The sequence below is a fragment of the Burkholderia sp. RF7-non_BP4 genome, from assembly GCF_001521935.1.
GTDB classification, from domain to species: domain Bacteria; phylum Pseudomonadota; class Gammaproteobacteria; order Burkholderiales; family Burkholderiaceae; genus Burkholderia; species Burkholderia diffusa.
On sequence record NZ_LOTA01000011.1, the window covers coordinates 1 to 22192 of the forward strand.

19 protein-coding genes, 1 pseudogene and 2 riboswitches are annotated in these 22192 nt (G+C 67.3%); of the genes and pseudogenes, 14 read left to right on the forward strand and 6 right to left on the reverse strand.

Features of this window, described 5'->3' with window-relative positions; genetic code table 11:
- A pseudogene (locus WS49_RS06790) lies at positions 1 to 267 on the forward strand (amidohydrolase); the annotation flags it as partial.
- A 1-nt stretch (position 268) separates the two neighbouring features.
- On the forward strand, positions 269 to 715 hold the full coding sequence (locus WS49_RS06795; protein ID WP_059525746.1) for a DoxX family protein: 447 nt from the start codon (positions 269 to 271) through the stop codon (positions 713 to 715).
- 132 nt (positions 716 to 847) lie between these two features.
- Here the strand turns inward: WS49_RS06795 and WS49_RS06800 are convergent, their stop codons facing one another.
- The 4 genes from WS49_RS06800 to pdxR form a co-directional block, all read right to left on the reverse strand.
- Entirely contained in the window at positions 848 to 1252 is a 405-nt protein-coding gene (locus tag WS49_RS06800) for a cupin domain-containing protein (protein WP_059525748.1), read from the reverse strand.
- A 4-nt stretch (positions 1253 to 1256) separates the two neighbouring features.
- A complete protein-coding gene (locus tag WS49_RS06805; RefSeq protein WP_059525750.1) occupies positions 1257 to 1736 on the reverse strand; it encodes a carboxymuconolactone decarboxylase family protein in 480 nt (159 codons plus the stop codon).
- Between the two features lie 148 nt (positions 1737 to 1884).
- On the reverse strand, positions 1885 to 2385 hold the full coding sequence (locus tag WS49_RS06810) for an Ohr family peroxiredoxin (RefSeq protein WP_059525908.1): 501 nt from the start codon (positions 2383 to 2385) through the stop codon (positions 1885 to 1887).
- 198 nt (positions 2386 to 2583) lie between these two features.
- On the reverse strand, positions 2584 to 4104 hold the full coding sequence (gene pdxR / locus WS49_RS06815; protein WP_059525752.1) for a MocR-like pyridoxine biosynthesis transcription factor PdxR: 1521 nt from the start codon (positions 4102 to 4104) through the stop codon (positions 2584 to 2586).
- A 193-nt stretch (positions 4105 to 4297) separates the two neighbouring features.
- Here pdxR and WS49_RS06820 point away from each other — a divergent pair, with 193 nt between their 5' ends.
- Together WS49_RS06820 and WS49_RS06825 are read left to right on the forward strand one after the other, a co-directional pair.
- Complete coding sequence (locus WS49_RS06820) at positions 4298 to 5041, forward strand: SDR family oxidoreductase (RefSeq protein WP_059525754.1); 744 nt, start codon at positions 4298 to 4300, stop codon at positions 5039 to 5041.
- 83 nt (positions 5042 to 5124) lie between these two features.
- Positions 5125 to 6162 carry a LysR family transcriptional regulator gene (locus WS49_RS06825; RefSeq protein ID WP_059525756.1) on the forward strand — a complete coding sequence of 346 codons (1038 nt, stop codon included), beginning with the start codon at positions 5125 to 5127 and terminating at the stop codon, positions 6160 to 6162.
- An 86-nt stretch (positions 6163 to 6248) separates the two neighbouring features.
- Here the strand turns inward: WS49_RS06825 and WS49_RS06830 are convergent, their stop codons facing one another.
- Complete coding sequence (locus tag WS49_RS06830) at positions 6249 to 7289, reverse strand: ABC transporter substrate-binding protein (RefSeq protein WP_059525758.1); 1041 nt, start codon at positions 7287 to 7289, stop codon at positions 6249 to 6251.
- A 133-nt stretch (positions 7290 to 7422) separates the two neighbouring features.
- A riboswitch (guanidine-I (ykkC/yxkD leader) is annotated at positions 7423 to 7544 on the reverse strand.
- A 441-nt stretch (positions 7545 to 7985) separates the two neighbouring features.
- Positions 7986 to 8119: riboswitch (guanidine-I (ykkC/yxkD leader) on the forward strand.
- A gap of 57 nt (positions 8120 to 8176) precedes the next feature.
- Here WS49_RS06830 and WS49_RS06835 point away from each other — a divergent pair.
- From WS49_RS06835 to WS49_RS06870, 8 genes are all read left to right on the forward strand, one after another.
- Positions 8177 to 8938 carry an urea amidolyase associated protein UAAP1 gene (locus tag WS49_RS06835; protein WP_059525760.1) on the forward strand — a complete coding sequence of 254 codons (762 nt, stop codon included), beginning with the start codon at positions 8177 to 8179 and terminating at the stop codon, positions 8936 to 8938.
- A gap of 10 nt (positions 8939 to 8948) precedes the next feature.
- Positions 8949 to 9605: an urea amidolyase associated protein UAAP2 gene (locus WS49_RS06840; protein ID WP_059525762.1), complete on the forward strand. Its 657-nt coding sequence runs from the start codon at positions 8949 to 8951 to the stop codon at positions 9603 to 9605.
- A 37-nt stretch (positions 9606 to 9642) separates the two neighbouring features.
- Positions 9643 to 13233 (forward strand): urea carboxylase, encoded by a 3591-nt coding sequence (gene uca / locus WS49_RS06845; RefSeq protein ID WP_059525764.1) that lies wholly within the window; start codon positions 9643 to 9645, stop codon positions 13231 to 13233.
- A complete protein-coding gene (gene atzF / locus WS49_RS06850) occupies positions 13230 to 15101 on the forward strand; it encodes an allophanate hydrolase (RefSeq protein ID WP_059525766.1) in 1872 nt (623 codons plus the stop codon). Before uca ends, atzF begins: the two co-directional genes overlap by 4 nt.
- A gap of 62 nt (positions 15102 to 15163) precedes the next feature.
- Positions 15164 to 16138, forward strand: coding sequence for an ABC transporter permease (locus tag WS49_RS06855; protein WP_059525768.1), 975 nt, complete (start codon positions 15164 to 15166; stop codon positions 16136 to 16138).
- 45 nt (positions 16139 to 16183) lie between these two features.
- Positions 16184 to 17092, forward strand: coding sequence for an ABC transporter ATP-binding protein (locus tag WS49_RS06860; protein ID WP_059525769.1), 909 nt, complete (start codon positions 16184 to 16186; stop codon positions 17090 to 17092).
- Between the two features lie 605 nt (positions 17093 to 17697).
- Positions 17698 to 18201: an inclusion body family protein gene (locus tag WS49_RS06865; RefSeq protein ID WP_059525772.1), complete on the forward strand. Its 504-nt coding sequence runs from the start codon at positions 17698 to 17700 to the stop codon at positions 18199 to 18201.
- 64 nt (positions 18202 to 18265) lie between these two features.
- Positions 18266 to 18784 carry an AidA/PixA family protein gene (locus tag WS49_RS06870; RefSeq protein ID WP_059525774.1) on the forward strand — a complete coding sequence of 173 codons (519 nt, stop codon included), beginning with the start codon at positions 18266 to 18268 and terminating at the stop codon, positions 18782 to 18784.
- Positions 18785 to 18942: 158 nt separating this feature from the next.
- Here the strand turns inward: WS49_RS06870 and WS49_RS06875 are convergent, their stop codons facing one another.
- Positions 18943 to 19644: a FadR/GntR family transcriptional regulator gene (locus WS49_RS06875; RefSeq protein WP_059525776.1), complete on the reverse strand. Its 702-nt coding sequence runs from the start codon at positions 19642 to 19644 to the stop codon at positions 18943 to 18945.
- A 378-nt stretch (positions 19645 to 20022) separates the two neighbouring features.
- Here WS49_RS06875 and WS49_RS06880 point away from each other — a divergent pair, with 378 nt between their 5' ends.
- Both WS49_RS06880 and WS49_RS06885 read left to right on the forward strand, forming a co-directional pair.
- Entirely contained in the window at positions 20023 to 21039 is a 1017-nt protein-coding gene (locus tag WS49_RS06880; protein WP_059525777.1) for a zinc-binding alcohol dehydrogenase family protein, read from the forward strand.
- A gap of 17 nt (positions 21040 to 21056) precedes the next feature.
- Positions 21057 to 22169: a D-mannonate oxidoreductase gene (locus WS49_RS06885; protein ID WP_059525911.1), complete on the forward strand. Its 1113-nt coding sequence runs from the start codon at positions 21057 to 21059 to the stop codon at positions 22167 to 22169.
- Positions 22170 to 22192: the final 23 nt, after the last annotated feature.

The following is a 22192-nucleotide window of genomic DNA, read 5'->3' on the forward strand; positions in this document are numbered from 1 at the left end:
GGGCCGTTTGCGTCGCACGACGCGCCGATTCCGCCCGCGATGCCGGACTGGTCGCCCGTGCGCGAGTACGGCGGCTACGGCGGCTGGGGCGCGACGCAGCGCAACGGCGCACCGCTGCAACGGGCGGCGGCCGCCGCGATGTGCGGCTGCGCGAATGCGTGCAACGTGCACCAGCATGCGCATGCGAGCGCGTGGGGCAGCGCATTGCCGACGTCGGACGCGAAGGGCTTCTGGGGCGCGTTCGGCTGTTCGTGCTGGGCGGTCTGACATGTCGACGACAACCGGCCGGTACAGCCCCGGGTGGATCCGGGTTCTGCTTGCGCAGCCGTGGGTCGGTCCACTGGTACGACTTGCACTCGTCTCCGCGTTTCTGATCGGTGGGATCAACAAGGCGATGCATTTCGACGAAGCGGTGGCCGAACAGGCGCATTTCGGCCTGCAGCCGGCCGCGCTGTGGGCTGCGCTGGCGGTTGTGGTCGAGATCGCCGGTTCGCTCTGCGTGGTGTTTCGCCGCTTCACGTGGCTCGGCGCTGGCAGTCTCGGCATGCTGACGCTCGTCGCGATGGTCGTGGCGAACGATTTCTGGAACCACACGGGCGCGGCGCATTTCATGGCGCTCAACAGCTTCTTCGAGCACCTTGGGCTGATTGCCGCGCTGGTCCTCGTCACGATGCTCGGCGACGCCCGACGTGCGGAAGGGGACGGTCGCGCCTGAACGCCAGCGCGGCATGGCGCATCATGAAGGTCGTTCGATCATGGCGCCCGTTCGCGGCGCCATGACTTTCACTGAAGATCGCGCTGGGCTTCGTCGTCGCCCGCCCCTGCGACCGGGGCGACGACGGCCCTGCTATTTCACCGGCGTGAGGACGGGGGCGCCCGTGTTCTTGATCAGGAATACGACGAATTTCGCCGGCTTCGAGTTGCTGGCGTTTCGTCCGACCGTGTGCACGTCTTCCGGGCCTTCGTGGAACGTGTCGCCGGCGTGGAGCGTGACCGTCTTGCCGCCGTTCAGGCCCATCACGATGCTGCCGTCGAGCACATAGACGAATGCGTGTGCGTCGTGGCGATGGACGGGGTCGACGCTGCCGGGCGGATAATCCACGACGATCATCTCGACTTCCTTGCCCGGATACTCGGGTAACGGTTCCGTCGTCAGTTGCGTGACCTTGGCTTGCGGTGCGGCGACGACCGGCTGAACGGGCATCAGCAGCGACAACGCAAGCGGTGCAAGTGCGAGCACGATGCGTTTCATGTCGTTACTCCAGGTTGGCCTTGTCGAGCCCGAACATCTTGTCGAACGAGCCGGGCACGATGCGGAACGCGACGTTCAGCCTGTTCCAGCAGTTGATCGCACCCACGAGGACGGTGAGATCCGACAGTTCCTTCTCGGAATAATGGGCGCGCACGCGTTCGTAGAGATCGTCCGGCACGCCATGCGACGAGAGATGCGTCAGCGCCTCGGTCCATTCGAGCGCGGCGCGCTCGCGCGGCGAAAACAGCGGCGACTCGCGCCAGATCGCGACGTGATGCACGCGCAGTTCGCGCTCGCCGTGGATCTTCGCCATCTTGATGTGCATGTCGACGCAGAACGCGCAGTCGTTGAGCTGCGACGCGCGAATCTCGACGAGCTCGCGGACCGGAACCTCGATCGTTGTCTTCTGAAGCAGCCCGTCGAGTTCGACGAGTTTCCTGGTCAGTTCCGGCGATTGCTGAAAATAATTGATACGTTGCGTCATGATCCGTTCTCCTGATTGGTTGAGGCGGCACGAGTGGCCGTGCGCATGACGATGCATCGCACGACCTGCCTGGCAACCATCGTAATCACGGGTCCCTCAGGCCGGTAGAACCGGGAACGTGCGCACTCTGTTGCCGCGTCGGCACCAATCACGCCGACACGGTGACGACACTGCAGATTCCCTGCCGCACCATCTTCGAATAGGGGCACAGGCGCTCCGTGTCGCGAACGAGTTGCTCCGCGACCTGCCGGTCCACGCCCGGCATGCGGATGGTGATGTTGGCCGTCAGTGCATAGCCGCCGTCGACCGGATCGCGACCGAATGCCACTTCGACAGCGACGGTCGTTTCCCGGATGTCGATCCGATCGCGTTGCGCGAGCAGGCTCAGTGCGCCGTGAAAGCACGCGGCGTAGCTGGCCGCGAACAGTTGCTCGGGATTGGTCCCGTTGCCGGGGCCGCCGAACGCATCGGGCAGGCGCAGGTCGACGGTGAGACTTCCGTCGTCGGAGCGCGCGACGCCGGATGCGCGGCCATGTCCCGTCTCGCCGCCGGACACGGTGACGATCGTCGTATAGAGAGGCTGAAAATCGCGGCCCCGATACCGATCGAGGAGGGAAAGCGGAGGGGCCTGGAGCTTCTTGTCGTCCATGATGCATGCTTGAATTCGGCGCGGCTTCGATTCCCGGCCGTTCATGTGTCGAAGTGTGTTGCCACGACGAAAGACGCTTTCATGCTAGAGGAGCGCCAATGACGGCGGTATGGCCGTCCCGGGCGATTCAATGTTGCCCTCCGGACACCAATCGGGACCGGGACACGACGCCAGACGGTTGCGATTCCGCGCCGCGCGTCAGCGGCCCAGGCACGCGCGCAGCGTTTGGGCGTGACGTTGCGCTTCGTTGGCGTTGGCGATGTTCGCGAACCCGATGATCAGGCCGCGTGGCGTTTGCTGCGTGTGGCTGTTCGTGTACCAGATCGACAGCGGCAGGACCGCGAGCCCGGCTTCGCGGGCGCGCGCGGCGACGGCGACGTCGTCGACCGGCCCGTCGGGCCCCGCCGCGAACCGCACCGCGAACTGGATGCCGCCAGGCGGCAGGTCGACGATCAGCCGCTCGCCGAACGTCTGCCGTAATGCGTGCACGATCAGCGTGCGGCGCTCGCCGTACAGCGTGCGCATGCGCTTCAGGTGCCGGGCGAAGTGGCCCTGTTCGATGAAATCGGCCAAGGCCGCCTGCAGGAGGGGCGGCGAGCCGGCGTTCATGCTGCAGGCCACGCGTTCGACGCGCTCCACCGCACGCTCCGGCACGACCGCGTACGCGAGCCGCAAGCCGGGATACATCGCCTTGCTGAAGGTACTGCAATAGATCACGTGATCGCGCCGGTCGAGACTCTTCAGCGCCTGCAGCGGGCGGCCCAGATAGCGGAACTCGCTGTCGTAGTCGTCCTCGACGATCCACCCCGACGTCTTTTCGGCCCAGTCCAGCAGCGCGATGCGGCGGGACAGCGACAGCGTATGCCCGAGCGGGCTCTGATGCGACGGCGTCACGAGCGCGAAGCGCGCGTGCGCGTCCAGTTGCAGGCCGCACTCGACGTCGATTCCCTCGGCATCCACCGGCACCGGAACGAGTTGCACGCCGGTCTCGGACAGGAAACTGCGTGCGAGCAGATAGCCGGGGTCCTCGAACCAGACGCGGTCGTTCGGGCGCGCCAGGCTGCGCAGCACGAGTTCCAGCGTGGCGCGGTAGCCGCTGGTGATGAACACCTGTTCGGGCACGCAGGTGACGCCGCGTGACAGCCCCAGATAGGTGGCGATGTGTTCGCGCAGCGGCCGGTAACCGGCCGGATTCGGGTAGCCCAGCAGCGCGCGATCGCCGCTGCGCGCTCGCAGCGACACGAGGCGGTGCCAGACCTTGCGCGGGAAGGCGTCGAGGGCAGGGACCCCGGGCTGCAACGGGCGCGGCTCGCCGCTCATCGCGACGGCGATCGGTTGCGCGCGCCGCGGCGGCGGGCTGTCGCGCGACGCGCCCGGCGCCTGAAGCACGCCGGCGTTGTCGACGGGCGCTGCCGATTCGTCGTCACGCGCGGGCGTCGCCCGCGGCAGCGATTTCGGCAGGGACGGCGAGACGAACGTGCCTGCCGCGCCGCGCATTTGCAGATATCCCTCGTCGACCAGGATCGTGTAAGCCTGCTCGACGGTGCCGCGCGCCGTGTTCAATTGCGTCGCCAGACCGCGCAGCGCCGGCACGCGATCGCCCGGACGCAAGTGGCCCGCGGCGATCGCGGTTCTGAACCGCTCGCAGATCTGCAGATAGATCGGCAACTGATGCTGCCGGTCGATTTCGATGGTCAGCGTGGAAGGTTGCGTAGACATGACGGCCTCGTGGGTGACGGAACAGGCACGGCATGGACCAGTCCGATCGACGATTCTTGGCACTGCTGGATAGGACATGATTCTTCCACAATTGCTCCACGCGAGGCGACGGTCATCACCGCCTTTGCCGGATCCGGCACGCGTCATGTCCCTCTCGCATTCACATGAAATCCATTCGTCAGGAGATTTTGCGATGAAGATCGTTGTCATCGGCGGTTCGGGCCTGATCGGCTCGCGCGTCGTCACGCTGCTCGAGGAAGCAGGTCATCAGGCGCTCGCCGCGTCGCCGCGCACCGGCGTCAATACCGTCACGGGCGAGGGCCTGACCGACGCATTGACGGACGCGGACGTCGTCGTGGACGTGGCGAACGCACCGTCGTGGGAACCGCAGGCGGTCCTGGACTTCTTCCGCACGTCGGCACGCAATCTCGGCAAGGCCGAAGTGGCCGCGGGCGTGCGCCATCACGTCGCGCTGTCGATCGTCGGCTGCGACCGGATGCCGGATAACGGCTATTTCGCGGCCAAGGTGGCGCAGGAGCAGGCGATCGAGGCGGCGGGCGTGCCGTACACGATCGTGCGCGCGACGCAATTCATGGAATTCATCGGCGGCATCGCGGATTTCGCCACGGTAGACGGCACCGTGCGCATCGGCGACGGACTGTTTCAGCCGATCGCCGCGGAAGACGTGTCGGCACTCGTCGCGCAGGCCGCGCTCGCCGGGCCGCAGAACGGCACGATCGAGATCGCGGGCCCGGACCGCGCGCCGTTCGCGGAGATCGTTGCGCGCTTCCTGAAGTCGGTCGGCGACGCGCGCGCGGTGGTGATGGATCGCGACGCCCGCTACTACGGCGGCCGCGTCGAGGAAACCTCGCTGGTGCCGCTCGGGGCCGCGCGGCTCGGCCGCATCGGTCTCGACCAGTGGCTGGCGAGACGCTGATTCACGTTCGCACGCATGCGATACGCCGGCGCATGCCGGCGACGAGTCGATCCGTTTGAGCAGCACGTCTGGGGGCAGCGGAAATGAATCATTCGGAACCATCGGAACACGGCGCGCGGCGCGACCTGGCCAGTCGCGCCGATGCATTGTCGGCGAGCTTCGGTGCGAGCTATGCAGGCATCCTTGCATTCGTTGCCGTGGCGAACGAGGGGAGTTTCACCAAGGCCGCGGAACTGCTCGGCGTCGGGCGGCCGGCCGTGAGCCGGAACGTCCAGAAGCTGGAGGCGCAGCTGAGCACGCGGCTGTTCCAGCGGACCACGCGCACGACCGAGCTGACCTGCGAGGGCCGGCGCTTCTTCGAGAACTGCCATCAGGGCGTGGCGCAGATCGTCGAAGCCATGAACGACATGCTGGAATTGCGACAGGGGCCGCCGCGCGGCCTCATCCGCATCAGCTCGGCAGTGGGATTCGGCAGGAAAATCGTGGCGCCGCTGCTGGAGAAGTTCGCGGACGCCTATCCGGACATCGTCATCGATCTGCTGCTCGACGACCGGCCCGTCGATCTGGTGTCCGAACGGATCGACGTGTCGTTCCGAAACGGACGCATCGAGGACTCCAGCATCATCGCCCGGCAATTGATTCCGATGCAGATGGCGCTGTGCGCGGCGCCGTCGTATGTGGCGAGGCACGGTCTTCCGCAGAGCGTCGAGGACCTCGGCCGGCACGAGTGCATCAATTTCCGGTTTGCGAGCGGACGCCTGTTCGAATGGGAGTTCAACGTGGACGGCCGCGTGCAGAAGTACCTGCCGACGTCGCGCCTCACGTTCAACGACGCGGATCTGGTGGTGCGTTCAGTGTTGAACGGATCGGGCATCGCACAGATGGCGGCCTATCAGATCCGCGACCATCTCGCGTCGAACCAACTCGTCGTCGCACTCGCGAAGCATGCGCCGGAGGATCGCGGCCACTACATCTGCTATCTGAGCCGGCAACACCTTCCGACGCGCATCCGGGTCTTCGTCGACTTCATGACCGAGCAGATTCGCGCGCTCGATCTGAACTGCATGACGCGGTTCAATCCGGAGGTGCCGGTGTTGGCGTCGGCGGATTTGGCTGCTTGACGAATCCGGGAACGAAGACACCGGAGGCCCGCGGCCGGGGCCGGGGATCCTCGCGGTGCGAGAGGTGCTGCCGGCTACTGCCCGTGTCAGTGCGATTCGGCCAGGCGCGGATCGATATACGCGTCGACGTCCTGCGACTGTTTGTACACGGCATTTCGCACGTTGAACGCATTCGCGTTGCGGGTCGATCCGTAGATCGAGTCGAGTCCGTCGCCCTTGCGGAACGCTTGCTTCGCGGCCGCCGCGTCGAGCAGGTGGGTGCCTTTCAGCAGCGGGAGATATTGCGCGGGCGTGAGGCCCACGCGCGCCGACATGATCTTCACCGCATCGGCCTGCGTCTTCGGATCGTTGATGTACGCGACGCAGCGATACCAGACCTTGACCACCTTCGCCCAGTCGGCCCGACGCGCGGCGAGGCTCGCCGGCGCGACCGTGATCGCATCGTAGATCAGCCCCGGCGCATCCGCCGACGTGAAGATCGCCCGTGCGCCGGGCGCGCGTTTCAACGCCTCGCCCGCGTTCGGCTGCCATGCGGCCACCGCGGCGATGTCGTTCGACGAACCGAGCACCTGCGGCAGTTCGTTCGTCTTCGCATTCACGAGCGTGACGTCGCCGTCCTTGAGCCCGTGCTTCTGCAGCGCGGTTTCCAGCAGCAAATGATCGACCAGGCCGAGCTCGACGCCGACCTTCTTGCCTTTCAGGCCTTCGACGGTGCGCAGCGGCGGCTTCGCGACGATCATGTCGTTGCCGGCCGAATAGTCGGTCAGCAGGATCATGACGTTCTTCGCGCCGGCCGCGCCGGTGACGAGCGCATCGCCGTTGGTCGCCGCGACCGCGTCGAGCTTGCCGGCGGAAAACGCGTCGAGCGATGCCGAATAATCGAACCATTCGAAGTCGACGTCGACACCGGCTTCCTTGAACCAGCCCTTGTCGAGCGCGACCTGGAACGCGACCCAGCCCGGCCAGTCGCTGTAGCCGATTTTCAGCGGCGCCGCCGCGTGCACGGCGGGCGCCGTCAACAGCGCGGCGGCCGTGACGGCGGCGCTCAACGCGTGACGGATGGAACGGAAGGAACGAAAGGAACGGCGGGACGGCAGGCGGCGGAACGCCAGGGCGGGACGGGTCATCGTAGTTCTCCAGGAGACCGGGATCGGGATCGATTCGGACCGTGCCTGTGCGCGGTCCGGCCGCGTGGCCGGTTCCTGCGGATGCGGAACGAAAAGCGGCCACGGAGAGGCGCGACGGCCGTTGCCATCGCCAATCTCCCGGGCTTTTGTCCCGCCGTGTAGCGCGCGTGCATCCGGTCTCGCGATCGGACGCACCCGCGCCGGGCTGCTCTCGGACCAGACGTTCGATGAACCGGAACCCTAGCACCCCTAAGATGCGACGCCGCCGCACCTCTCGGCGTCATGCCGAGCGAGAAGCGTGCCAATCACGCGCGGCAACGCGATTCAACGGCGGCGGACGGCGCGCTGAAGTTCGATGAAGCGGGCGGAGAACAGCGCGCTCAATGCGCGCCGGAGCAGGTCGAGCTTGTTCATGACGAGTGGGGTATCGAGTGACGATGCATCCATTCAGCAATGCCCATGCCACCGCGGATCGCGCGGTGCACGCGTGCGCGACGCGCACTGCGCCGGTGCGCGATCGCGTGCGCATGGTGCGTCGCACGCCCGCCGCGAGGGCAAGCGGTCACCACCGATTCGTGCATGCCGTGCGTCATCGAGCCGTCGCGCCATGTCGTGCGGTCTGTGCGGTCGTTGCACGGCGGCTGGCACGCAACTCGCTTTATCGACACCCGAGAGGTGCGAAGCAATTTGCATCATCTTCAGGATCGCTAGGGTTCCGGTCGTGCGGCGTTCGCGCCGCGCGATGACTGGTCCGAGAGCAATCCGGTCTTGCCTTCGCCTCGATTCGAGGAAACGGCGAGGCTCCACGGAGGGATAAAAGCCCGGGAGGTCGCGATGTCGTTCGGTCGCCCTCTCACGCCTTTTGTCCAACCGACCACGGAGCCGCCATGTCGCCGAGCCCCCAAGCCGTCCCCGTCCTTGTTCCACCGCCGCACGTCGCGTGGGAAACGTTGATCCCCGCAGGAACCCACTGGTCCGGCATCCTGCGCCGCGGCCTCGCGCTGCGCATCGTCGATGTCGACGGCGGCGCGAACCTGTCCGCCGTCTTTCATCGCCAGGAAGATCCGCTCGAACGCTACAACATGGCCGACACGCTGAAGGCGCAGCACACCGCGCACCTCACACGCGGCCATGCGCTGTATACGGACATGGGGCGCGTGATCGCGTCGATCACGGCCGACACGCTCGGCTGGCACGACCCGCTCGGCGGCGTCGGCGATGCGCGGTTGTTCGCGCACAAGTACGGCACGACCTCGTACCAGGCCGATCGCAACGCGATGATCCGCAACGGCCGCGACAGCCTCGTGCTCGAGCTCGCGAAATACGGCCTGTCGGCGCGCGATCTCGCCGCGAACGTCAACTTCTTCAGCCGGCTCGACACGCGCGACGACGGCACGCTCGATTTCGTCGCCGACCATTCGCCGGCCGGCAGCGCGCTCGATCTGCGCTTCGAGATGAACACGCTCGTGGCGTTCTCGACCGCGCCGCATCCGCTCGATCCGCGTGCGGACTATGCGCCGAAGCCCGTAAAGCTGATCGCGTACCGCGCGTATCCGGCGGACGGCGCCGCGCCCGAGGACGACCCGTGCCGCCGCGCCTGCGCAGAGAACCTGCGCGGCTTCGCCAACACCGACCGCCTGTTCGCGTAAGGAGCCCGTCATGCCGATCATCGAAAGCCGTCTCGACCCGCGCGACGCGATTCACGACACCACGCTGAAAGCGGGCGAACCGTGGCTGCACGACCTGAAACGCGGACAGGTCTTCCGCATCCTCGACCTGGAAGGCAACCAGGCGGTCGATACGTTGTTCTACCGGTCCGACGACATCGAGGAGCGCTACAGCGCGCAGGACACGATTCGCGCGCAGCGCAACCTGTACCTGAGCGCGGGCAGCGTGCTGCTGTCCAGCCGGGGCAACCCGATGGTGACGATCGTCGCCGATACCTGCGGCCGCCACGACACGCTCGGCGGCGCGTGCGCGGCCGAGAGCAACACCGTGCGCTATGCGCTCGACAAGCGTTACATGCACAACTGCCGCGACAGCTTCCTCAACGCGATCGCGCACTGCACGTGCGGCGCGGGCACGCGGCTCGGCAAGCGCGACCTCGTCGGCAACGTCAACTTCTTCATGAACGTACCCGTCACGCCGCTTGGCGGGCTCACGTTCGAGGACGGCATTTCCGCGCCCGGCAAGTACGTGGAGATGCGCGCGGAGATGGACGTCACCGTGCTGATCTCGAACTGCCCGCAACTCAACAACCCGTGCAACGGCTACAACCCGACGCCCGTGCGCCTCACGATCTGGGAGGCTGAATGAACTACGCTCACGCTCACGATCGTTCGCGGGAGGCAACATGAGATTCGCCAAGGTCCTCGTCGCGAACCGCGGCGAAATCGCGTGCCGCGTGATCCGCACGCTCAAGCGGCTCGGCATCGCGTCGGTCGCGATTTATTCGGACGCCGATCGAGACGCGCGTCACGTGGCGCTCGCCGACGAAGCGGTGCGTGTCGGGCCCGCGCCGGCGGCCGACAGCTACCTGAACGTCGCGGCGATCCTCGCCGCCGCGCGCGAGACCGGCGCGCAGGCCGTGCATCCCGGCTACGGCTTCCTGTCCGAGCATGCCGGGTTCGCCGATGCATGCGAGGCGGCGGGCCTGCGCTTCATCGGGCCGAGCGGCGATCACATGCGCGCGTTCGGCCTGAAGCACACCGCACGCGCGCTCGCCGCCGCGCACGGCGTCGCGCTGCTGCCGGGCACGGGGCTGCTCGACGACGTGGCGACGGCGCTCGCCGAAGCCGACGCAATCGGGTATCCCGTGATGCTGAAAAGCACCGCCGGCGGCGGCGGGATCGGCATGTCGCTCTGCCGCGATGCCGCGCAGCTCGAGGCGGCCTTCGAATCCGTCGTGCGGCTCGGCAACGCGAACTTCGCGCATGCGGGCGTCTATCTCGAGAAGTTCGTCGAACACGCGCGGCACATCGAAGTGCAGATCTTCGGCGACGGCCGGGGCGGCGCGATCGCGCTCGGCGAACGCGATTGCTCCGTGCAGCGCCGCAACCAGAAAGTGATCGAGGAAACGCCCGCGCCCGACCTGACCGGCGCCGAGCGCGACGCGCTGCACGCGAGCGCGGTGCGGCTCGCCCGCGCGGTCGGCTACGCGTCGGCCGGCACCGTCGAATTCGTGTTCGACGCGAACGCGCGGCAGTTCTATTTCCTCGAGGTGAATACGCGGCTGCAGGTCGAACATTGCGTGACCGAAGCGGTGACGGGCGTCGATCTCGTGGAGTGGATGATCCTGCAGGCCGAAGGCGATCTGCCGCCGCTCGACACGCTGGCCGTCGCGCCGCGCGGCGCGAGCATCCAGGTGCGGCTGTATGCGGAGGATCCGCACAAGCAGTTCCAGCCGAGCGCGGGGCTGCTCACGCACGTCGCGTTTCCGGACGACGTGCGTGTCGACGGCTGGATCGAAGCGGGCACCGAGATCAGCGCGCATTACGATCCGCTGCTCGCGAAGCTGATCGTGCGCGGCGATACGCGGCGCGACGCACTGGCCGCATTGCAGGCCGCGCTCGCGCGTACCGAACTGTACGGAATCGAGACCAATCTCGACTACCTGCGCGCCGTCGTCGGCTCGGACACGTTCGCGCGCGGCGCGCCGACGACGGCATTCCTGTCGCGCTTCGCGTTCGCGCCGCACACGATCGACGTGCTCGACGGCGGCGTGCAGACCACCGTGCAGCAGGCGCCCGGGCGCGTCGGCTACTGGAGCGTCGGCGTGCCGCCGTCCGGGCCGATGGACGATCGCGCGTTCGATCTCGCGAACGCGCTGCTCGGCAACGCGCGCGACGCGGCGGGGCTCGAATTCACGATGGTCGGCGCGACGCTGCGCTTCAACACGGCGACGCTGTTCGTGCTCGGCGGCGCGCCGCTCGCGGCCACGCTCGACGGCGAGCCCGCGCCGTTCTGGCAGGTGCTGCGCGCGCGGCCCGGCGCGGTGCTGAAGCTCGGCGGCGTGACCGGCGCGGGCGTGCGCGCCTGCCTCGCGGTGAAGGGCGGGCTGCAGGTGCCCGACTATCTCGGCAGCAAGGCGACCTTCACGCTCGGCCAGTTCGGCGGCCACGCGGGGCGCGCGCTGCGCAAGGGCGACGTGCTGCATCTGCACGCGGACGCGGGGCGCGGCGACGCGGGCGCGACGCTGGCCGCGGCCGACGTTCCCGCGCTGACGCATGCATGGACGCTCGGCGTGCTCGACGGGCCGCACGGCGCGCCGGATTTCTTCACGCCCGACGACATCGCGATGCTCTACGGCACGCAGTGGACGGTCCATTACAACTCCAGCCGCACCGGCGTGCGGCTGATCGGCCCGAAGCCGCAATGGGCGCGCGTGGACGGCGGCGAGGCCGGCCTGCATCCGTCGAACATCCACGACAACGCGTATGCGATCGGTGCGGTCGATTTCACCGGCGACATGCCGGTGATTCTTGGCCCGGACGGGCCGAGCCTCGGCGGCTTCGTGTGCCCGGTGACGGTCGTGCGCGACGAGTTGTGGAAGCTGGGGCAGTTGCGCCCGGGCGACACCGTGCAATTCGTTCGCGCCCGCGTGTCGCCCGCGCCCGCGGCCAACGCGATCGCGCCTGTGGCACCCGCGGGCGCGCCGGACGATTGCGTGCTGCATCGCGACCCGTCGGCCGGCGGCGGCATCGGCGTGGTGTACCGGCGCTCGGGCGATCGCAACGTGCTGGTCGAATACGGGCCGCTCGTGCTCGACCTCAACCTGCGTTTTCGCGTGCACGCGCTGATGTGCTGGCTCGACGCACACCGCCTGCCCGGCATGCTCGACCTGACACCGGGAATTCGCTCGCTGCAGGTGCAGTTCGACGCGCGGACGCTGCCGCTCGCCACGCTGCTCGCGCATCTGCAGGCCGCCGAGCGCGAACTGCCGGACGTGGCCGACATGCGCGTGCCGAACCGCATCGTGCATCTGCCGCTGTCGTGGGACGACCCGTCGACGCGCGTCGCGATCGAGCGCTACATGCAGTCGGTGCGGCCCGATGCGCCGTGGTGCCCGAGCAATATCGAGTTCATCCGGCGCATCAACGGCCTGGCGAGCATCGACGACGTCAGGCGCATCGTGTTCGACGCGCGCTATCTGGTGATGGGGCTCGGCGACGTCTACCTCGGTGCGCCGGTCGCGACACCGATCGATCCTCGGCATCGGCTGGTGACCACGAAATACAATCCCGCGCGCACCTGGACGCCGGAGAACGCGGTCGGCATCGGCGGCGCGTATCTGTGTGTGTACGGGATGGAAGGGCCGGGCGGCTACCAGTTCGTCGGCCGGACCGTGCAGATGTGGAACCGCCACCGCACCACGCGCGAATTCGAGGTCGGCAAGCCCTGGCTGCTGCGCTTCTTCGACGAGATCCGCTTTTACGAAGTCAGCGAGGCGGAGCTGACCGCGCTGCGCGCGGATTTCGTCGCGGGCCGCGCGTCGCTGAGGATCGAGGAATCAGTGTTCGATCTGGGCGCATACAACCGCTTCCTGCGCGACGAGGCGGATTCGATCGCGACGTTCAAGGCCGCGCAGCAAACCGCGTTCGAAGCCGAGCGTGAGCGATGGCGGGCGGCCGGGCACGCGGAATACGTCGGCGACGCGGAGCAGGGTGACGCGCAGGCGGCGCGGGCGGCGGGCGTGCTCGACGACACGCGGCGGGCCATCGCCGCGGACGTGTCGGGCAGCGTGTGGAAGGTGCTGGTCGAGGCCGGCGAGCGCGTGACCGAGGGGCAGGTCGTCGCGATCGTCGAGTCGATGAAGATGGAGGTGGCGGTGACGGCAACGGAAGACGGCACGATCGAGACGATCGATTGCGCGCCGGGCGCGGCGGTGGTGGCCGGGCAGCGGCTGATGGTGATGAAGGCGGGCGCCGCCGAGGAGGTCGCATGAGCACGACGGAACGTTCCATCCTGCCCGGGCTGCGCTCGATTGCCGTGCTGCGCGCGCGCTACGCGGCGGGCGACCTGACGCCGCATGCGCTCGTCGACGCGATCGCCGCGCATTTCGACGCAGGCGATCCGCATCATGCGTGGATCCGCCCGCTGACGCGCGCGGAGATGACGCGGTATGCCGACGCGCTCGCCGGGCGCGACATCGCGTCGTTGCCGCTTTACGGCGTGCCGTTCGCGATCAAGGACAACATCGACCTCGCCGGCATACCCACGACGGCGGCCTGCCCGGCTTATGCGTACACGCCGGCGCGCAGCGCGCCCGTCGTCGAGCGGCTGATCGCGGCCGGTGCGATTCCGATCGGCAAGACCAATCTCGACCAGTTCGCGACCGGGCTGTCGGGACAGCGCTCGCCTTACGGCGCGTGCCGCAACGCGCTCGATCCGCGCTATGCGTCGGGCGGATCGAGTTCGGGGTCGGCGGTGGCGGTCGCGCTCGGCGTCGCGACGTTCTCGCTCGGCACCGACACGGCTGGCTCCGGGCGCGTGCCGGCCGCGTTCCATGGCCTCGTCGGGCTCAAGCCGACCCGCGGCGTGGTGAGTACGCTCGGCGTCGTGCCGGCCTGCCGGTCGCTCGATTGCGTGTCGGTGTTCGCGCATTCGCCGGCCGATGCGCGGGCGGTGTTCGACGCCGCGCATGGCGTGACCGAAGGCGATCCTTACGGGCGCGCATGGCAGCCGCCGACGGGCGCGGATGGACCGCGCGCGCATTCGGCGCGGCCGCTCGCGCAGGTGCGCTTCGGCGCGCCGCGTGCCGATCAGCTCGAATTCTTCGGCGACGAATCGTACCGTGCCGCATGGGGCGCGGCGCTCGAACGCCTGCGCGTGACCGGCGCGGCAGTCGTCGAGATCGATTTCGGCCCGTTCCTGGCGGCCGCGCGGTTGCTGTACGAAGGCCCGTGGGTTGCCGAGCGGCTGGCCGCGATCGGCGCATTCGCCGCGCGGGAACCCGATGCGCTGCATCCGGTGATTCGCGAAATCGTCGGCGGCGCGTCGCGCTTCAGCGCGGCCGACGCGTTCGCGGCATTCGACCGGCTCGCGACGCTGCGCGTCGAGGCGGCGCGCGCGTGGGGCGGGCTCGACGCGATCGTGATGCCGACCTCGGCGACGACCGCGACCGTCGACGCGCTCGAAGCCGATCCGATCGGCGTCAACTCGCGCTTCGGCTACTACACGAATTTCGTCAACCTGCTCGATCTGTCGGCGATCGCCGTGCCGGCCGGCACGTGCGACAGCGGACGTCACGCGGGGTTGCCGTTCGGGATCACGTTCGTCGGTCGTGCGCACGACGATGCGCGGCTGCTCGATCTCGCCCAGGCGTGGGCCGACGGCGCGGTCGCTGCCGATGATGGCGGGCCGCTCGCACTGGCGGCCTCCGCGCCCGATGTGTCGTCCGCTGTCGTGCGCGTGGCCGTCGTCGGCGCGCATCTGCGCGGCGAGCCGTTGAACGGGCAGCTCACGCAGCGGGGCGCGCGGTTCGTCGCCGCGACGACGACGGCCGCCGCCTATCGCCTCTACGCGCTGTCCGCGGCGGCCAGCGGCGGCGTCGCCAAGCCGGGCCTCGTGCGCGTGCCGGACGGCGGCGCGCCGATCGCGGTCGAGATCTGGGAGATGCCCGTCGACGCGTACGGCAGCTTCGTCGCCGGGATTGCGGCGCCGCTCGGCATCGGCACGCTGACGCTCGCGGACGGCTCGCAGGTGCAGGGCTTCCTGTGCGAAAGCGCGGCGCTCGCCGATGCGCAGGACATCACGCGCTTCGGCGGCTGGCGCGCTTACCGCGCACAGGCCGCCAGCGGCGCATTGCAATGAACGCCCGGTCGCGTTGCTCCGGCATGCGCGCGACCGGCACCTGAAACGATACGGAGATTCCCATGTCAACGACCCGCAACACGACCGGCTGGCTTGCCGTGCGCCGCGAGCTGACGGCGCGCGGCAAATGGACGCTCGGCTTGGCGTCCTTCCTGCTGCCGTTCGCCGTCTGGTGCCTGATCAGCTATGTGCCGTTCGTCTGGCATCCGCAAATGCGCATCACGAATCCGGGAAGCGTCGACTATTTCCAGACCGGCATGCAGATCGACCGCGACGTGTTCGACGACGAGCTCGCGCATGCGCGCGCGACGCACGCGGCCGTGCCCGAGGGCGTGCGCGCGAACCCGGTGTACCTGCCTGCGCCGCACCTGGTGCTGCGCGCGTTCTACACGGCGTTCACGACGCCGCCCGCCTCGCGCGACGGCGTGTGGCTGCACGAAAGCCTGTGGCACAGCATCCGGATCATCTTCTGGGGCTTCGTGATCTCGTCCGCGATCGGCGTGCCGCTCGGCATCGTCTGCGGCACCTTCAGCGCGCTCGCGCGGCTGCAGGAGCCGTTCCTGGAGTTCTTCCGTTACCTGCCGGCGCCGGCGTTCGGCGCGCTGATGGTTGCGATCCTCGGCATCTACGACGCGCCGAAGGTCGCGATCATCGTGATCGGCACGCTGTTCCAGCAGGTGCTGATCGTCGCGAACACGACGCGCAAGCTCGAATACGGGCTGTTCGAAGCGGCGATGACGCTCGGCACGAAGAAACTTCAGCTCCTCACGCACGTCGTGATTCCGGGTGTGCTGCCGGACCTGTATCGCGACCAGCGGATCCTGCTCGGCTGGGCGTGGACCTACCTGATCGTCGCCGAACTCGTCGGCACGAGCTCGGGCATCACCTGGTACATCAGCCAGCAGGCGCGCTACCAGCACTTCGACAACGTCTATGCGGCAATCCTGATGATCGGGATCATCGGCCTCGGCACCGACATCGCGCTCGGACTGCTCGGCCGCAAGCTGTTTCCGTGGGATCGCACGCTGAAGGCGTGACGCCCGTTGACGCGCATCCATCGACCGATTTCCGTAGAGGGCATCATGCAGAATCCGCAAGCCGTTCCCGATTACCTGATTCAATCCGACGCGGTGCGCGAGCGCTTCGCGCGGCTCAAGGCCCGCGACGTGATTCTCGACGTGCGGCATGTCGGCAAGCGTTTCGCGACGCCGCAGGGCGAGTGCGTCGCGCTCGACGACATCAGTTTCCGTACCCACCGGCGCGAGTTCGTGTGCGTGATCGGCCCGTCCGGCTGCGGCAAGTCGACGCTGATTCGCATCCTGGCGGGGCTCGACGCGCAGACGAGCGGCGAGGTGTTGCTGGACGGCAAGCCCGTGCAGGGGCCGGGCGCCGATCGCGGGATGGTGTTCCAGGGCTATACGCTGTTTCCCTGGCTCACCGTGAAGAAGAACGTGATGTTCGGCCTCCGAATGAACGGCAGCAGCGGCAGCGAAGCCGAGCGCGAGGCGCTGCAATGGCTCGATCTGGTCGGGCTGACGCGTTTCGCCGACGTGTATCCGCATCAGTTGTCGGGCGGCATGAAGCAGCGCGTGGCGATCGCCCGCGCGCTCGCGAACCGTCCGCGCATCCTGCTGATGGACGAGCCGTTCGGCGCGCTCGACGCGCAGACGCGTGCGCGGATGCAGACACACCTGCTCGACATCTGGCGCAATATCGACGTGACGATCCTGTTCATCACGCACGATCTCGACGAGGCGATCTTCCTCGCGGACCGGATTCTCGTGCTGAAGGCGAACCCGGGCGGCGTGCAGGAACTGATCGAGGTGCCGGTGGCGCGGCCGCGGGATTATTCGCAGGTCAATACGCCCGAATTCGTCGCGACGAAGGCGCGGCTCGAAGCGCTGATCCATCCGAAGGAGGCGGCGGCGGACGACGAAGGCGTGAAGCCGCACATGATCCGGATGACGGACGTTTCGGACAATGTCGAGTAGCGGGAGAGCCGGGCATGCATATGTGCCCGTGATGACGTACGGATCGAGATCGAGTGCGAACTTATCTAGTCAGCGGTCTCGGTTCGGATTTTCCATTAATCGAGCCGGGTGGCGTGCGGGGTGAAATAATGCCGTTAAAAGTGCGTTTAAATAATGTCGGGGTTTTGGGCTGGTTGCGTGAGTCTTTTTGTTTCGATTTGGTGTGAGGTATAAGGGTTAATTCACATAATCACGCATCGAGGCCATGGATTCGTGTCGGAGGCGGTGGCATTAATAAAAAATGCTAATAAAACGGTCGAACATTTCACGTTCCCGCGCATCCTTGAGGGGCATGCTTCTGGTGCGTTGATTTATCCTTGATGAGAATGATGCGAAATACAGGATCAATCATTGGTATTGTTTTGATGAGCCGGGAATTTTATAAAAAATAATCGAGAACTGTCAGCGTTTACAGGTTCATTGGATTAACTGCACGGTGTAAATTTAAATCGCGGGACAACTTGAGGTTTCAAGGTTTCATGACGAATCGTCACTCGATCGGTGATTGAAGGTCGTCTGAAACAGTCCGCGCACCGGCCGCCCCATTTACCTGAACGGGAGTTCCTATGTCACGCGTTACCGATGTGCTCGTCTCGATCGATACCGAAACGATTCTCCAAAAATATCCGAATCCCAGCCGGGATCCGAAAAACCCGACGCTGATCGACTGGAAGCACGTGTACATGGTCACGAACCAGGACAACGTCGTCTCCGGGCAGGCGGGCGGCGAACTCGACCTGAGAGCCCAGGTCGGCGACCTGATCCGTTGGCGCGAAACGAGCCTGTCCCTGGGCTTCGAGAAGCAGGTGGTTTTCTACGGCTTCATCGCGAACCAGGGCAAGGACCTGATTTCGACGCCGACGCCGCGCAAGGCCACCGCGTCGGTCCCGATTCCGAATCCGAGCTCGCCGTCGACGCCGACCTGCCAGAAGGTGGACAACTACTACTGGTCGTCGGAAACGCTGTCGGAAGGCCGCGTCACCTATCACTTCTACTTCCAGATCATCGACCGCAACTGCCAGTCGCTGGGTTGCTATCAGTGGGATCCGTTCATCTCGATCCACAACTGATCTCGGCAGGCGGGCGGCCGCGTGGCGGTCGCCCGCGTCATATTCCCGTTCCGGAGGACGTGCCATGTCTGGTCTTCGTTGCGATGTGCTTGCGATCGTCGATGCCGTCACGCTGCTGTCGACCTATCCCGATGCGAGCCGGAACGCCGATACGCCGACGGTGATCGACGGCCGGCACATCTACGTGGTGAGCCCCGGCGATACCGGGACGCTCGGCCGCAACGACAGCCGGCTCTTTGCCGGCCTGTCGCCGGGCGACCAGCTCCGCCTGCGCGAAACGGCGCTGGCGCTGCGCGCCGAAGCGAGCGTGCTGTTCATCCGGTTCGCATTGAAGGACGCGGGCATCGTCGCGCCGATCGAACCGGAGGTGCGCGACGCCGCGACGCCGGTGCCGTCCGACGACGACCTGCTCCATCCGCAGTGCCGGCCGATGCCGGATCACTACTGGCGCAGCGACGTGCTGGCCGCGGGCGCCACCACGTGCACGGCCGATTTCGCCGTGCTGGACCGCGATGGTGCCGTGTCCGGTTATTTCCGCTGGGAGACGTCGATCGAGATCGACGACGGCGGGGCGGATTCGTAGCAGTCCGATTTAAGGCCGTCGCCGGGCCGCGACGGCAATGTCAACCTGGCGCCCGATGCCGGCGTCCCGGCGATTTTCCGCGCGAATGCCTCGTTCAAGCAGGATTCCGAACCGTTTGGCGCGCGGGCCGCACGCGTTTCAGGGACGGCCCGCCCGGGTCAGTTTCGCTCCTGTTCCAGCCAGCGTCGTTGCGATGCGTAAAGATGCGTGCGCATGGCCGCCTGGGCCATCAGCACCTCGCCGTTCTCCAGCGCATGAAGAATGGACTCGTGTTCGTCGAACGCCTTCGCCCACGTCTGCCTGTTTTCGGTGCGCGCGCTGACGCGCGAGGAGATCGGACTGTGGCGTCCGTCGAACAGCTCGCCCACCAGCCTGACCAGCACCGAATTGCCGGTCATGGCTGCAATCGCGACGTGGAATTCGCGATCGTGCGCGAGCGGGGAACGGCCTTCCGCGATGGCGGACCGCATCGCCTCGACCGCGCGGCGCACGGGCGCCAACCGTTCGGGCGTCGCGTGTGCGCATGCGAGTTCGACGACGCTGCCTTCGAGCGCGGCGCGGGCGCTCATCAGTTCGATCGGATTTTCGCCCAGCGGTGTCGCCGCGGCATTCGACGCCTTCGCGGGAGGGCACACGAACACGCCGGAGCCCATCCGGACTTCGACGATGCCTTCGATCTCCAGCGCAATGAGCGCCTCGCGAACCGACGGGCGTGATACGCCCAACTGCTGAGCCAGATCCCGCTCGGGCGGCAGGCGTTCTCCGTCGGCGAACCGCCCGTCTTCGATGAGCGAACGAATCTGGTCGGCGATGCGCTGATACAGGCGGCGCGTATCCACCTGTTTGAACTGGTCCAGCAATGCTCCCCCTTGCCGCGTCGCGCGGTTGTCCGATCCGAAGCGATCAGTCTACTGCACTTTGAATGGCCTGACCAATTGGCGCGGCGCCGAGGGCCTCGTTCGATGTCGCAACGCGCGGGGCGGGCAAATTGGCCTTACCAAACATCTGGCCGCTCGGCGTGCCAGTCGATTTCGCTTAACGCCCAATCGCAGCAAGGAAAGATGGAAATATCCGAATCATGCGACGTGCACTTGCCACCGAGCCTTCTAGGGATTTTCCTGAATATCCTGTCAATTGGCTTGACCAATTAAGGCCAGACCAATAGCCTGTGTCTGGTCAGGCCAATTTGGCGGTGGTCCGCGCCGCACCGTCCTGTTTCATCCATTACCGAGATACCGATGAGAACCGTCATTTGTGAAGAACCCGGTCGTCTGGTCGTTGCCGAGCGCCCGGTGCCGGCCGCAGGCCCCGACGATGTCCTGATCCGCGTGAAGCGGGTCGGTGTATGCGGCACCGACATGCATATCTTCACCGGCAACCAGCCGTACCTCGCCTATCCGAGGGTGATGGGGCACGAGCTGGCCGGCGTCGTCGAGACCGCACCGGCGGGCGCGCGCGTCAAGGCCGGCGACCAGGTTTACGTGATGCCGTATCTGTCGTGCGGGACGTGCGTCGCGTGCCGTGCGGGCAAGACCAATTGCTGCACCCGGATCGAGGTGCTGGGCGTGCACGCCGACGGCGGCATGGTCGAATACCTCGCCGTGCCGCAGGCCTTCGTATTCGCGGCCGACGGCGTCACGCTCGACCAGGCCGCGATGATCGAATTCCTCGCGATCGGCGCGCACGCGGTCGCGCGTGCCGAGGTCCGGTCCGGGCAACGCGTGCTGGTCGTCGGCGCGGGCCCGATCGGCATGGCCGCGCTGATCTTCGCCACGCTGCGCGGCGCGCGGGTCTGCGTGCTCGACGGCCGCGCGGACCGGCTGGCGGTCTGCGCGACGGCGCTGGGCGCGCACGCCACCGTGCCGCTCGATACGAGCGGAGCCGAGGCCGAGCGTCTCGCGGCGCTGACCGACGGCGAATTCTTCGATGTCGTGTTCGACGCCACCGGCAATCTCGCGGCGATGGAGCGCGGCCTGGACTTCGTCGCGCACGGCGGCAAGTACGTGCTGATCTCGCTCGTGAAGGGCCGCATTTCGTTCTCCGATCCGGAATTCCACAAGCGCGAGACGACACTGCTCGCGAGCCGCAACGCGACGCCGGCCGATTTCGAAACGGTGCTCGACGCGATGCGTGCGGGGCGGGTGCCGACCGATGCGCTGAAGACGCACGCGCTGACGCTCGCGGACCTGCCCGACCGGTTCGCGGAACTCCTCGAACCGGACGCCGGCGTGATCAAGGCGCTCGTCGAATGCTGAACGCGGAGCGCGAACCGATGGGCAATCCGATCCTGCAGTTCGGCACCAGCCGCTTTCTCCAGGCGCACGTCGACCTGTTCGTATCGGAAGCGCTGGCCGCCGGCCGCGCGCTCGGCGCGATCACCGTGGTGCAGACGACGTCGAGCGCGGAAAGCCGTGCGCGCATCGATGCGTTGCGCGCGAGCGGGCGCTACCCGGTGCGGATTCGCGGCCGGCGGCACGGCGAGACGATCGATCGCGAGGTCGACTGCACGGCGATCACGGAAGCGTTGCATGCGGCGGACGACTGGGCGAGGTTGCGCGAGCGCGTCGCAGGCGAGGTCCGGGCCATCGTGTCCAACACGGGCGACAGCGGCTATGCGCTGTTCGACGACGACGGGGCCGATCTTCTGGCCGGCCACCGCGCGCCGCGCGGTTTCGCGGCGAAGCTCGCGGTGCTGCTGCACGAGCGCTTCCGCGCGGGCGGGGCGCCCGTCACGCTGCTGCCGTGCGAACTCGTCGCGCGCAATGGGGACACGCTGCGCGACTTGGTCGTCGCCGTCGCGCGGGGCTGGCGCGCGGACGCGGCGTTCGTCGATTACCTGATCGGCGGCTGCGTGTGGGTCAACTCGCTCGTCGACCGGATCGTGTCGGAGCCGATTCACCCGGTCGGCGCGATCGCCGAACCGTATGCGTTGTGGGCGGTGCGGCGCACGGCGGGGATGACGCTGCCGTGCGAGCACCCGGACATCGTCGTGACCGACGATCTCGAACGTTACGAGCGCCTGAAGCTGCTGCTGCTCAATCTCGGGCATACGGTGCTCGCGGAGCAATGGCGCACGCGCGGCGGCGCGCCTGACATGACGGTGGGCGCGGCGATGGACGATCCCGCGTACCGCACGCCGCTCGAGGCGGTGTGGAGCGATGAGGTGATGCCGGTGTTCGATGCGCTCGGCGAGCGCGACGCGGCGCTGGCCTACCTCGATGAGGTGCGCGACCGCTTCCTGAACCCGTTCCTCGCGCACCGGCTGGCCGATATCGCGGGCAATCACGACGTGAAGAAGACACGGCGCCTGCGCCCGGTGGTCGACATGGCGCGCGCGCTGAAGTTGCCGGTCGCGCAGCCGTACCTGATCGCGGCGCTCGGGTAAGCGGGCGTGCGGCCCGGCGTCCA

What these genes read in the sequence shown, in the direction of transcription:
- WS49_RS06795 (WP_059525746.1), top strand. Translation starts at nt 269, where the DNA reads ATGTCGACGACAACCGGCCGGTACAGCCCCGGGTGGATCCGGGTTCTG.
- WS49_RS06800 (WP_059525748.1), bottom strand. Translation starts at nt 1,252, where the DNA reads ATGAAACGCATCGTGCTCGCACTTGCACCGCTTGCGTTGTCGCTGCTG.
- WS49_RS06805 (WP_059525750.1), bottom strand. Translation starts at nt 1,736, where the DNA reads ATGACGCAACGTATCAATTATTTTCAGCAATCGCCGGAACTGACCAGG.
- WS49_RS06810 (WP_059525908.1), bottom strand. Translation starts at nt 2,385, where the DNA reads ATGGACGACAAGAAGCTCCAGGCCCCTCCGCTTTCCCTCCTCGATCGG.
- pdxR (WP_059525752.1), bottom strand. Translation starts at nt 4,104, where the DNA reads ATGTCTACGCAACCTTCCACGCTGACCATCGAAATCGACCGGCAGCAT.
- WS49_RS06820 (WP_059525754.1), top strand. Translation starts at nt 4,298, where the DNA reads ATGAAGATCGTTGTCATCGGCGGTTCGGGCCTGATCGGCTCGCGCGTC.
- WS49_RS06825 (WP_059525756.1), top strand. Translation starts at nt 5,125, where the DNA reads ATGAATCATTCGGAACCATCGGAACACGGCGCGCGGCGCGACCTGGCC.
- WS49_RS06830 (WP_059525758.1), bottom strand. Translation starts at nt 7,289, where the DNA reads ATGACCCGTCCCGCCCTGGCGTTCCGCCGCCTGCCGTCCCGCCGTTCC.
- WS49_RS06835 (WP_059525760.1), top strand. Translation starts at nt 8,177, where the DNA reads ATGTCGCCGAGCCCCCAAGCCGTCCCCGTCCTTGTTCCACCGCCGCAC.
- WS49_RS06840 (WP_059525762.1), top strand. Translation starts at nt 8,949, where the DNA reads ATGCCGATCATCGAAAGCCGTCTCGACCCGCGCGACGCGATTCACGAC.
- uca (WP_059525764.1), top strand. Translation starts at nt 9,643, where the DNA reads ATGAGATTCGCCAAGGTCCTCGTCGCGAACCGCGGCGAAATCGCGTGC.
- atzF (WP_059525766.1), top strand. Translation starts at nt 13,230, where the DNA reads ATGAGCACGACGGAACGTTCCATCCTGCCCGGGCTGCGCTCGATTGCC.
- WS49_RS06855 (WP_059525768.1), top strand. Translation starts at nt 15,164, where the DNA reads ATGTCAACGACCCGCAACACGACCGGCTGGCTTGCCGTGCGCCGCGAG.
- WS49_RS06860 (WP_059525769.1), top strand. Translation starts at nt 16,184, where the DNA reads ATGCAGAATCCGCAAGCCGTTCCCGATTACCTGATTCAATCCGACGCG.
- WS49_RS06865 (WP_059525772.1), top strand. Translation starts at nt 17,698, where the DNA reads ATGTCACGCGTTACCGATGTGCTCGTCTCGATCGATACCGAAACGATT.
- WS49_RS06870 (WP_059525774.1), top strand. Translation starts at nt 18,266, where the DNA reads ATGTCTGGTCTTCGTTGCGATGTGCTTGCGATCGTCGATGCCGTCACG.
- WS49_RS06880 (WP_059525777.1), top strand. Translation starts at nt 20,023, where the DNA reads ATGAGAACCGTCATTTGTGAAGAACCCGGTCGTCTGGTCGTTGCCGAG.
- WS49_RS06885 (WP_059525911.1), top strand. Translation starts at nt 21,057, where the DNA reads ATGGGCAATCCGATCCTGCAGTTCGGCACCAGCCGCTTTCTCCAGGCG.